This window comes from Ammoniphilus soli (genome assembly GCF_040813775.1).
Genome location: NZ_JBEGDL010000004.1, coordinates 295,512 through 307,505, shown reverse-complemented (window position 1 = coordinate 307,505; position 11,994 = coordinate 295,512). Strand labels below are relative to the sequence as shown.

Annotated in this window: 9 protein-coding genes and 1 other RNA gene; 9 read left to right on the top strand and 1 reads right to left on the bottom strand. The window is 45.7% G+C overall.

All coding sequences use genetic code 11. The annotated features are described in order from the left end of the window. The first annotated feature begins 89 nt into the window (after positions 1–89). From ABLT31_RS11745 to ABLT31_RS11715, 7 genes are all read left to right on the top strand, one after another. Positions 90–752: a flagellar hook capping FlgD N-terminal domain-containing protein gene (locus tag ABLT31_RS11745; RefSeq protein ID WP_367751699.1), complete on the top strand. Its 663-nt coding sequence runs from the start codon at positions 90–92 to the stop codon at positions 750–752. A 155-nt stretch (positions 753–907) separates the two neighbouring features. Next, a complete protein-coding gene (locus ABLT31_RS11740; RefSeq protein WP_367751698.1) occupies positions 908–3,289 on the top strand; it encodes a Lon protease family protein in 2,382 nt (793 codons plus the stop codon). A 193-nt stretch (positions 3,290–3,482) separates the two neighbouring features. Continuing rightward, positions 3,483–3,870: RNase P RNA component class B (gene rnpB / locus ABLT31_RS11735), an RNA gene on the top strand. Positions 3,871–4,470: 600 nt separating this feature from the next. After that, positions 4,471–4,800 carry a cyclic-di-AMP receptor gene (locus ABLT31_RS11730; RefSeq protein ID WP_367751697.1) on the top strand — a complete coding sequence of 110 codons (330 nt, stop codon included), beginning with the start codon at positions 4,471–4,473 and terminating at the stop codon, positions 4,798–4,800. Positions 4,801–5,055: 255 nt separating this feature from the next. Beyond that, the gene (locus ABLT31_RS11725) at positions 5,056–6,312 is read left to right on the top strand and encodes an argininosuccinate synthase (RefSeq protein WP_367751696.1); all 1,257 of its coding nucleotides are present in this window, start codon (positions 5,056–5,058) and stop codon (positions 6,310–6,312) included. Continuing rightward, complete coding sequence (gene argH, locus ABLT31_RS11720; protein ID WP_367751695.1) at positions 6,309–7,730, top strand: argininosuccinate lyase; 1,422 nt, start codon at positions 6,309–6,311, stop codon at positions 7,728–7,730. The genes ABLT31_RS11725 and argH overlap by 4 nt, the downstream gene beginning before the upstream one ends. Before the next feature lie 487 nt (positions 7,731–8,217). Beyond that, a complete protein-coding gene (locus ABLT31_RS11715; RefSeq protein WP_367751694.1) occupies positions 8,218–8,391 on the top strand; it encodes a Spo0E family sporulation regulatory protein-aspartic acid phosphatase in 174 nt (57 codons plus the stop codon). Positions 8,392–8,714: 323 nt separating this feature from the next. Here the strand turns inward: ABLT31_RS11715 and ABLT31_RS11710 are convergent, their stop codons facing one another. Beyond that, the gene (locus ABLT31_RS11710) at positions 8,715–10,064 is read right to left on the bottom strand and encodes a VanW family protein (protein WP_367751693.1); all 1,350 of its coding nucleotides are present in this window, start codon (positions 10,062–10,064) and stop codon (positions 8,715–8,717) included. Between the two features lie 335 nt (positions 10,065–10,399). Between ABLT31_RS11710 and ftsE the strand changes: the two genes are divergently transcribed. Then, positions 10,400–11,086: a cell division ATP-binding protein FtsE gene (ftsE, locus tag ABLT31_RS11705; RefSeq protein ID WP_367751692.1), complete on the top strand. Its 687-nt coding sequence runs from the start codon at positions 10,400–10,402 to the stop codon at positions 11,084–11,086. Next, positions 11,076–11,969, top strand: a complete 894-nt coding sequence (gene ftsX / locus ABLT31_RS11700; protein WP_367751691.1) for a permease-like cell division protein FtsX — start codon at positions 11,076–11,078, stop codon at positions 11,967–11,969. Before ftsE ends, ftsX begins: the two co-directional genes overlap by 11 nt. Positions 11,970–11,994: the final 25 nt, after the last annotated feature.

Below are 11,994 nucleotides of genomic sequence, written 5' to 3'. Positions count from 1 at the left end.
GTTCCATTAGTGAAAAAACTTGGCGACGAGCCAAGTTTTTTTGCTGTATAATGGAGGTATCATTTTTCTTAGGAACAGGGTGGTTGAACATGTCCAAGGTCATTAGCGAAACGAACTTCCAAGATTATTACAGCAAGGGCCGTACGCTCAAAAAAGAGCTGGGACAAGCCGATTTTTTCAAGCTGCTCATTGAACAGCTGAAAAATCAAGACCCCACGCAGCCATCCAATGATCTCAACCAAATTTTAAATACGGCGACATTTGGGATTCTTGAGGGAGTCAATCAAATTAGAGAAGCGGTCGCGGACAAAAAGCTCAATGTGATGGACTACACCCATCTGGTAGGGAAAGAAATCACCTATGAAAAGGTGAACGTCGATGTGCTCACCAATCAGAGATCTGTCGTGGTCAAGCAGGCGATGGTCGAGGGCGTATCCCTGCAGGGGGACAAGATTTTCCTGAAGGTCGATGATGGAATCGTATATCCGAATGAAATCAAGGAAATGAATTTTGCAGGACATGACCAAAAGCACCTTTTGCAAGATACGATGGCTTATTTTTCCCTCGTCGGGAAAAAGATAGACTATAAGCTAGGTGAGCTGGAGAAAAGCGGAGCCGTTCAATCGGTCACGCTCAAAAATGGACTTCTTGAAATCACAGTCGGAAACGATAAATTTACCTTAGACAAAGTGACAGGCGTCCACCAGAGTCTGGCGGAAGAAAAACCTGTTGCCGAGCCGACCGATGATTAGAACGGAATCAATCAGGTACAAAGATATGCTTCTTTGTGTCCTGTAATTTATAACTTCGTTACATTATTTGGACAGCACGAGGAAAATTGGTTGACGCAGAATGATCGTTTAGTATCAGCCCAGTTTTCTGGCCTTTTCTTTTAAGGAGGAATACGATGAGTGACCAGTGGAAAGTCCCCGCAGAAAAGCTGAAAGGGGTTTACAAGCCAGAGGATTTTCCGTTTGAGACGACGGAGGAGATTGAGGCGTTAACCGACGTCATCTTTGGCCAAGAAAGAGCGGAGAGGGCCATTGAGTTTGGCCTAAAGGTAAAGCAGCCAGGCTATAACTTGTTTATTGTCGGACCTTCTGGTTCGGGGAAAAGCACCTATGCTCAAGCGAAAGTGCAAGAGGTGGCAAGCATGGGGCCCGTCCCCCAAGACTGGTGTTATGTTTACGATTTTGAGCACCCGGATCATCCCTTAGCCCTTTCTTTCCCGGCAGGAAAAGCGAGTGAGTTTAAGCAGGCCATCGAACATTTGGTGAAAGAGCTGGAGCGGACCATCCGGTCAGCCTTCGCCAGCGAACAGTTTGAAAAAAAGCGCAAGGAAGTACATAAATCCTTCAACGACCAGATGGAGAAAATCTGGAAGCAGCTGGAGCAATATGTGAAAGACCATAACTTTGGCATCGAAAAAACCGCCCAAGGCATGGCTACGGTTCCTCTTCGCTTTGGCCGTCCGTTAAGTCCGGAGGAGTTTAAGGCCATGCCCGAGTCGATGCGGGAAGAGATTAATCAAAAAGGCAAGGAAATCGAAGCGGAGGTCGCAGAGGTCGCGCGCCGCATCCAACTGATTGAACGGCAGATGGAAGAGGATTTTAACGAGCTGAAGAAGGAAACCACCCGCGAAGAAACCAACGAACTATTTCAGCAGCTTCGAGAATCTTATGCGGATCATCCGAAGGTTTTGGATTACCTGGAAGGGATGCAAAAAGATGTAGCTGAACACTATCATTTGTTCCAAGGCAGTGAAAAGTCGGAAAAGATGGCCTTGTTTCCGTTTTTGGAAGGGGACGCGAAGGAAAAGCTGAACCGCTATAAGGTCAACATCCTCGTAGACCAAAGCAAAGCACAGGGAGCCCCGGTCGTTTTCGAAACCAATCCGAGCTATTACAATCTGTTCGGAAAAGTCGAGTATAAAAGTGCATTTGGTTCCATGGCAACGGACTTTACCATGATTAAGCCGGGAGCGCTGCATTTAAGCAATGGCGGCTACCTTCTGGTGCAGGCGATGGAGCTCTTGTCCAATCCGTTGTCGTGGCTGATGCTGAAGCGGGCCTTGAAGACCAGAGAGCTTCGCATGGAAAACATGCTGGAGGAACGGGCCTTAATTTCCTCTGCCGGCATTAAGCCCGAGCCGATTCCTTTGGATGTAAAGGTCATTTTGGTCGGAAATCCGCATCTGTATCATTTGCTCGCCCAATGGGATGAGGATTTCCAGAAGATTTTTAAAGTAAAGGTCGAGTTTGATACGGACATGGAGCGTTCTCCGGAACATATTCAGGAGTTTGCCGGCTTTGTGAAGCGGTATGCGGAAAAAGCTTCGCTGCTGCCGTTCCATCGGGAAGCGCTAGCCCATATCATCAACTACAGCTCCCGTATCGCCGGGGATCAGCGAAAGCTGTCCACCAAATTTCATACCTTAGCCAAAGTGTTGGTCGAAGCGAGCTTCTGGGCTGAACAGGAGGGGCAGCCGGTGGTCGGAGCGGCTCATGTCCGTCAAGCATTGGACGAACAAGAGTACCGCACCAATCGCATCTCTGAAAAAATCAGGGAAATGATTGCGGATGGAACCCTCATGGTCCATACCGAAGGGGCCGAGGTGGGGCAGATCAATGGCTTGGCCGTGCTGCAAACGGGGGACTATGCGTTTGGACAGCCGCATCGCATTACCGTTCAAACCTATTTAGGCCGTAAAGGGATCCTAAGCATTGAGCGGGAAGCTTCTTTAAGCGGGAACTTTCATGATAAAGGATTGTTGATTTTAAGCGGCTATCTCAACGGAAAGTTTGCCCAAACCCGACCGTTTCCGGTTTCGGCCAGCATTTCCTTTGAACAAAGCTATAGCATGATCGACGGGGACAGCGCATCGAGTACCGAGCTGTATGCTTTACTGTCGTCGTTGTCAGGCATCCCCATCCGCCAAGGCATTGCCGTGACCGGGTCAGTGAACCAGAAAGGGGAGATCCAGCCTATTGGAGGCGTAAACGAGAAGATTGAAGGCTTCTTCTATGTTTGTGCCGAAAAAGGATTGACCGGGGAACAGGGAGTCATGATTCCTCATCAAAATGTCAAAAACCTTGGACTAAAGGATGACGTCGTAAAAGCGGTGGAGGAAGGGAATTTCCACATCTGGTCCGTCAAGACGGTGGAAGAAGGTTTGGAAATCTTGACTGGAGAAACGCCGGAATCCATTTTCAAGCGAGTAGAAGAACGCTTGGACCGCATGTATGAAAGCTTAAAAGCACTCGATCCTGCTAAAGATGAGAAGCAATAATGGAGAAATTTGCTATTGATTTGGATAGTGCTCATGAGATATATTAGGGACACGAAAACAAGCTAACTGTTGAGGAATTTGAACCTGAACTTTCCATTGATTGCAGGTTCCGATCCATGATAAATTACATGTTGTCATGATATTCAACTTGAAGTTGCCTTCGTTTAAGCGTACAATATAGATATCCTGTAAGGAATGCGGATAGTCGCTGCCTGATACCGAATCAGGTAGAGGAAAGTCCAGGCTCACCCGGAGCTGAGATTGCCCGGAGTGTTCGTGCCTATCGCAAGGTAGGGCAGCCGGTAGACCGGCTGACGGCGGGGAAAATATCCTAAGGCCATAGGGCTATGGTGTGAATACCCTGAAAGTGCCACAGTGACGGAGTTCTTCCGGAAACGGAAGAAGTGGAACGCGGTAAACCCCACGAGTGAGCAACCCAAATTATGGTAGGGGCACCGCCCTGCGGGAAATGAACCAAAAGGGCGGATCGGTCGCACCGACCGATAGTTAAATGACTATGACTTCTAGTACCAGGCTGGCTGCCGATACGAGTACAGAAGCACAGAACCTGGCTTACAGCATTTCTTACGCGCCGGAATCTATTTATAGGGCGGAGCCATTCCGCCACTCATACATAGCCAGAAAACTTGTCTAGCGACAAGCTCCAAGTTTTCCTCGTGCTGTCACAATTAAATAACGAAGTTATAAATTATGACAGTAGGAAAAGCATGAACCGAGAGGTTCATGCTTTTTTGTTTGGATTGATGGTTAGTGCTTTGGCTAACCGTTATCAAGTGGTCGGCTGGAAGGGGAAGCTGGATTAGTTGGATTTTCGTCAATTAAAAGTCAATTTTGGCCTAGACGGAGCCCGTGTAAGTGGAAATACGCCCATTATCCTGCTAAATAATCGTTTATAATGATTAGATTTCGGTTTTAGCGGGACTTTTTCCAACTGTTTTTGCATCTTCCGCACTATTTTTTTCAAGTAGTTGGAGGATCTCCCACTATCGTGACCCAAAACCATCCTTCATTAAGGATCCCAAACTTCATCATATGAACGATGTTATAAAATTATACAAACAATTTTATACAAATGTACATATAATAATTTAAAAATTCAGTTTTGAGTAGTATAATGGACAAAAGGACTAAGCATAAGTGAAAAAGGTGGTGGGATACAGATGAAGATGATTTTAGCGGTTATTCAAGACCGGGACTGGGTGAACCTTTCGAAAGAACTGACAAAGAATGGTTTCGGGGTAACCAAATTATCAAGTACGGGCGGCTTTCTCCGGCAAGGGAACACTACGGTGATGATCGGTGTAGACGAAGGAAGCATAGAAACCGTACTGGGAATCATTAAACGACAATGCAAAAAGCGAGATATCCCCATGACATTATACCCACCGAGTATTACGGGGCTCAATATGACATCCCCTCCCGTCAATGTGACGGTAGGTGGAGCTACGGTATTTGTATTAAATGTAGAAAGATTTGAACATTTGGAGTAGATGAACAGAGGAGTTCAGGCATGACCTGAATTCCTCTTTATTGTTTTTGGGATATTTAAGGCTTTTTTGTAGGGGGATTTACGGGTATACTAGGTGTGTTTGGCAAGGGTTGGTGCGCTCCAATTTCATGAAAAAAAATGGTTGAATTTTTATTACATATGATGCATAATGTTACACAGAGACAAGGAATTGAATTTTTATTAATAAGAACGCATATTCATTCACTTTATATATAGGTAAAAGGGGATAGATGTTATGAGTAAAGAAAAAATTGTTCTTGCTTATTCCGGTGGTTTAGATACTTCTGTTGCGATTAAATGGCTTCAGGATACTTATAATTATGATGTTATTGCTGTCGGCTTGGATGTTGGGGAAGGAAAAGACCTTGAGTTTGTTCGGGACAAGGCGATTCAAGTTGGAGCGATTAAGTCTTACGTAGTAGATGCTAAAGAATTGTTTGCGGAAGAATTCGTGCTTCCTGCGTTGAAAGCTAATGCCATGTATGAAGGAAAATATCCTGTTGTATCTGCCCTTTCTCGTCCATTGATCGCCAAGGTTTTGGTGGACATTGCAAAGGAAGAGGGAGCAGTAGCGGTTGCTCATGGCTGCACAGGGAAAGGAAATGACCAAGTTCGTTTTGACGTAACCTTCACGGCTCTTGATCCGAACTTAAAGATCGTAGCTCCCGTTCGTGAGTGGGGAATGACTCGTGACGAAGAAATCGCTTATGCTGAAAAGAACGGGATTCCTATTCCAGTCAACCTGGACAACCCATTCAGTATCGACCAAAACCTTTGGGGACGCGCTTGCGAGTGCGGCGTGCTAGAGGATCCTTGGGCTGAGCCGCCAGCAGGAGCTTATGATTTGACCGTTGGATTGGAAGATGCTCCAGATACTCCGGAAGAAATCGAAATCGAATTTGTTCAAGGTAAGCCTGTTGCCCTTAACGGAGAAAAAATGCTGTTGAGCGAATTGATCTTGAAATTGAACGATATCGCTGGAAAGCACGGCGTGGGACGGATCGATCACGTAGAAAACCGTTTGGTTGGTATCAAGTCTCGTGAAGTGTATGAAGCTCCAGGTGCAATGACTTTGATCCTTGCTCACCGTGAATTGGAGTTCTTGACTCAACCGCGTGAGGTTGCTCAATTCAAGCCAGTTATCGAGCTTAAAGTGGCTCAAATGATTTACGAAGGACTTTGGTTCTCGCCAATCATGGATGCATTGCAAGCGTTCGTTGAAGAAACACAAAAGTTTGTAACGGGAACGGTTCGCGTGAAGCTATTCAAAGGACATGCGATCGTGGTTGGACGTAAGTCCGAGCATTCCCTATACGATATGGAATTAGCGACTTATGGAGAAGAAGATACTTTCGACCACAAGGCAGCTCTAGGTTTCATCCAGCTTTACGGAATGCCGACTAAAGTATACTCTCAAGTAAACCGAGCGCACCTAGAAAGCGATAAGCCGAAGGCAGTCATCATCGATAAAAAGGAAGCGGTAAAGCAATGAAGCTTTGGGGCGGAAGATTTACAAAAGCTACAGATAAATTAGTAGAAGAATATACAGCTTCGATTACGTTCGACCAGCAGCTTTGGAAAGAAGACATTGCTGGAAGCTTGGCTCATGTGACCATGCTGGGCAAGTGCGGCATCCTCCCTCTTGAGGATGTCGAGACGATTAAAGCCGGCTTGAAAAAGGTCGCGGCCAGAATTGAGAACGGCGAAGTCGAATTTACGATTGAAAATGAAGATATTCACATGAATATCGAGAAAATGCTGTTAGAGGAAGTCGGTCCGGTAGGCGGGAAGCTGCATACCGGCCGCAGCCGAAACGACCAAGTGGCAACCGACATGCACTTGTATCTTCGTGAGCAAGTAATTGAGCTTGTTGAATTGGTTTCGAAGCTTCAGGATTCCCTGATCGGACAAGCTAAGGAAAACTTGGATACGATTCTTCCAGGGTATACCCATTTGCAGCGTGCTCAGCCGATTCTATTTGCCCATCATTTGATGGCTTACGTGTCCATGCTGCAGCGTGACGCTGAGCGATTGATGGATAGCTGGAAGCGAATCAACATGCTGCCTTTAGGTGCAGGTGCCTTGGCTGGAACGACTTTCCCGATTGACCGGGAGTATACAGCACAGCTGTTGAAGTTTGATGCGATTTACATGAACAGCTTAGACGCGGTAAGTGACCGGGACTTTATTGTGGAGTTCCTTGGGAATGCATCTTTGTTGATGACTCACCTTTCCCGCTTGTGTGAGGAATTGGTGATGTGGTCCAGCAACGAGTTTGCTTTTGTGGAATTGGATGATGCTTTCTGTACGGGAAGCAGCATTATGCCGCAAAAGAAAAACCCAGATGTAGCTGAGCTCGTACGGGGAAAAACCGGACGCGTCTATGGCAACCTAGTAGGAATGCTGACCGTTCTGAAGTCACTTCCTCTAGCTTACAATAAAGACATGCAAGAAGATAAAGAAGGTATGTTCGATACCGTGAAGACTCTACATGGTGCGTTGTCCTTATTTATTCCAATGATCGCTACCATGAAGGTTCGCAAAGAAAACATGCGCAAAGCGGTTACGCAGGATTTCTCCAATGCAACAGATTTAGCTGATTACTTGGTAAATAAAGGGCTTCCTTTCCGCCAGGCTCATGAAGTCGTTGGAAAAGCCGTCCTTTACTGCATCCAAGAAGACAAGTATTTGCTGGACTTATCTCTAGAAGAATACAAGGAGTTCTCTCCTTTGTTTGAAGATGATATTTACCAAGCCATCGACGTGGTTCAAGTTGTCAATGCCCGTGATGTGTTGGGCGGAACAGCAAAGAACCAGGTGGAGAAGCAAATTGCCTACATGGAACAAAGCAAGCTTCCAACCGTGCAATGGGTTCAGGAACATAAACAAAAAATCGAAATTGAACTTTAATATTGAGAAGTCCAAGTGCTATATAGCCTTGGACTTTTCCTATTTATGCCCATTCTTTTTCTATTTCAGATTGTGATATATTAGGTAGAAAGGACCAGTTGTTAGATCGATATGACAGTAGGGTGAACTCATTTTTACAGGTTAAAAAAGTGATCATTGCCCCACTTAAAAAAGGTTCAAAAATTCCTCTCACGTGAATAGGATAAGAAAGAGCCGAATAAAAAACGGTTCTTTTCATTTTCTTATTAACCCGGCACCGTGCAGTGAAATATGAATGTTGCAAGTAAAATTATTAATGTAAATTTTTTAGAAATTTTGGCAGGAATTAAAATGCAAATGTAGAATATACTTAGTAGGAATTAAGCACTAAGACGCACGGAAAAAGTTAAGTCTGGGCTTAATATCAGGGGAGAAATTCAGCAGATTCTTTAATCATGCAGGTTAGGGGGGAGTGTCCATGGTTTTTATGGAGTCTACATCATCCACAATGAAATTATGTATGGATGCTTTGTTGGAAGAGATCTATTTTCTACGCCGCCGCTTAAACGAAATGAGCAGAGATGTAGGTAATTTTTCGAATCCTAGGCTCGTTGAAGTTAGCCAGCTGCTAGATCAGAAGCTAAACGATTACGAACAACTTAAATTAAAAAAGACATCATAGATAATAAGGAGTTAGCGATTTTAAGCTAACTCCTTTTTTGGTTGGAATAAAGAGATAACTATATTGATTCTAGGACGTGAGCACGAGGATCAAATTCGTGATCAAACGGAGTCACTTTGGGAGTATTTTTCAAAAATCTTACTCTACCGGCATACTCAAATACGTTTCCTCAATAGATCACCATTAAACCATTAAAGTGTGCTTTGCCTGTTCAGCAAAGGATCCACTTGTGGATCCTTGCAGGGCCATCCAGTCTCCCGATGGATCCCCCTCTCCTACTAAATAAAAAACCTGGTGCCCTCACACCAGGTTCCCCTTACCTATCAATTCCCTACAGCAACAACCCGCGGCTGCGCACGGTACGTATCTTTGGATACGAGTATTTTCTGCTCCGCTTTTCCTTCTTCCTTTACCAGTTTATAAACGATAACCTGATAGCCGGGCTTTCCTTCCTTGATGACCTTCGATGCCCCTGGGCTAAGGGAGACATCCTTTCTGGTTTCGGTTTTAGGCGGGATGACGGCTACTTTTTCCGTTTGGATTTTAATCTCTTTGCCTTCAGAAGGGGTACCGAATAGCTTTACGGTTAGTTTTCCATTCTTGCTTTCGGTGCGGATCAACAGGTGTTTGCCGGTTGTGTTTTGAAAACGGAAATCAATGCCCGAATCGGTGTAGGTGGCATCTTGGCCCAATGGGGCATAACCGATAGGAAGGGAGTGATTTCTTCTTTCTACGATTTTTACGTCTGACAAGAGGACAGCGTTATACAAGGTTGTCGAGACTTGGCATACGCCACCCCCGATTCCCGGACGCAATTCTCCTTCCATAATGACAGGGGCTGGTTTATAGCCAAACTTTTTCTCGGTTTCTTGGACGATTTTGCGGTAGCTGAATATTTCGTCTGGGCGGAGAAGGGTTTCATGAAGAACGGCTGCGGTGGCTTCAACGTTGTGCGTACGGCCAGCCGTTTGGGTGGAGTAGGAGGTGGTAAATTCAGATACTTTTCCTGTAATGCCTTGCTCAGCCAACTGCTCCGTTGTGACAGAGGCTTTGATTTCCTTCATAGGAAGGTCAACCGTAATTCCAGGCTGAGACCAGATATCTTCAGGTGGAATCTGTTTGACTCGCTGGTTTAATGCAGCTAAATCAGGATGGTAGACCGACTGGTCCTCTTCAATCTTCACTTCATCTTCGGGCGTGATGATTCGTTTTGCATCTTGGGGCTGGGGCTTGAACAGCTCCGGCCATCTTTCGGCGAAGATCTTCGATAGCTCCTCTTCCTTCCATTGGACACTCAGCTCGTATTCTGCTCCACTTCGTGCCTTCCAGCGATTCCAGGCCCTCTTCCAAATGTTCGGCTCCTGCTGATACGAAAGGAGTTGCTCCAGGACTTGATCTTCCTGAAGATCAGCGACCTCCTTCAACTTGATCGACCGATTCGCTTGATCCTTTAGGGATTCGGGAAGATGGAATGTCACTTCTTTATTCCCAATGGTCTCCGCTTTTTGTTTCCATTCTTCCTCTAGTTGGCTAGGAAGCATTCCCCCGACATGCCAGTCATTAAGATAGGTGCCATGCGGAATGTCAGGACGGTTGCCATACCAATAGACCCAGCCGAAAAAGCCGGCAGATAGTCCCAGTAAACAAACTAAAGCTAGTAAACCCTTATGCATTGTTCGCACTTTTGTCTTACTCTCCTCTCTTTCATCCACTGTCTACACTATGAAAATCTTTATGTGCAATTTAATAAAATATGCGCAGGAATTTTTTAAACACCAATGGTATAATGGAATTTGGGTTTTTCTTTAGCGAAAAATGTCATTTCCTCGGAAATATAAGGGAAACCTGCTGACACCATTAACAAAATGTCGAAGTTCTTTTTCGTAATAGTCAAGCCAAGAGAGGGGGTTGCTTGCTGGCTTTGCCAAAACGGATCCCTTCGTCAAATCATGCATGAGGACAGGACGAGGAAAATATGTAGTTTTTCTTCTAAGAGGTGAAAACGAGAATGATAGAGATGATAGACGTAACCAAGACGTACCCGAACGGAACAGAAGCCCTAAAAGGGATCAATATAAAAATCAACAAAGGTGAGTTTGTATATGTCGTCGGCCCAAGCGGTGCGGGTAAATCGACGTTTATTAAACTGATGTATCGTGAAGAAAAGCCGTCACAGGGAAAGATCATTTTGAATGGATATCAGGTGGATCGCATGAAGGAGCGGCACATTCCCAGGCTGCGCCGCAGCATCGGGGTTGTGTTTCAAGATTATAAATTGCTGCCAAACCTTACCGTCTATGAAAATGTCGCGTTTGCGATGGAGGTGGTAGAAGCTCCGAAAAAGCAAATCCGTCATCGCGTGCAGGAAGTACTGGAGCTGGTGAAATTGAAAAATAAGCTTCGGGCTTACCCTTCGGAGTTGTCAGGGGGAGAGCAGCAGCGCGTGTCGATTGCACGGGCGCTCGTCAATCAACCCGGAACGATGATTGCCGATGAACCGACAGGGAATCTCGACCCGGAAACATCGTGGGAGATTATGCGCATCTTTGAAGAGGTGAACCTGCGCGGAACTACTATTGTGATGGCCACCCACAACCGCGAGATTGTCAATACGCTGCGCAAGCGGGTTATTGCGATTGAGGCGGGGCGGATTGCCCGCGACGAGTTGAGAGGGGATTACGGCTATGAAGATTAGAACGATTTTCCGTCATATCCGTGAGGGCTTCCGCAATGTCGGCCGCAATGGCTGGATGTCGTTTGCCTCGATGAGTTCTGTAGCCATTACCCTATTTATTCTCGGCGTCTTCTTATTGCTTGCCATGAACGTCAATCACATCGCAGACGTGGTGGAACAGCAAGTAGAGATGCGAGTCATCCTCAAGGCGGACATAGAAGAAGATCAAGCACAGAGCGTGGGTGAGAAGATCAAAGCCATGCCCCAGGTAGAAAGCGTCACGTTCGTCACGAAAGAAGAGGGCTTGGAAAAGTTTAAGGAAAGCTTTGGGGAAAAAGCCTATTGGTTTGAAGGGTTAGATAAAGAAAATCCTTTGTCTGATGAATATGTGGTAAAGACAAAGAATCCTCGTGACACGGGCATGATAGCCGGACAAGTAAAGAGTTTCCCGCATGTGGAGAGCGTCAAGTACGGCGAGGGAACGATTGAAAAGCTGTTCAGCATTACGACGGTGATCCGGAACGTAGGGGTTGCCTTTATCGTCGCCTTAGCCTTTACGGCCATGTTTTTGATCGCCAACACCATCAAATTAACGATTGTCGCCCGACGAAAAGAAATTGAAATCATGAAGCTGGTAGGGGCAACGAATGCTTTTATCCGCTGGCCGTTTTTTATCGAGGGCTTGCTGATGGGGGGATTGGGCGCGGTCATTCCTACTCTATTACTTATCGTTGGCTATAAGTATTTAATAGATTTTGTAAAAGTAGATTTGAACTTGTATTTTATCGATCTGCTTCCTCTAGACCCGCTAGCCTGGCAAGTCGCTGGACTGCTCATGGGGTTAGGTGCCTTTCTGGGCATTTGGGGGAGTATCGTTTCGATACATCGATTCTTAAAGATTTAAGATTTAAAATCAGTGGGAGGAGATT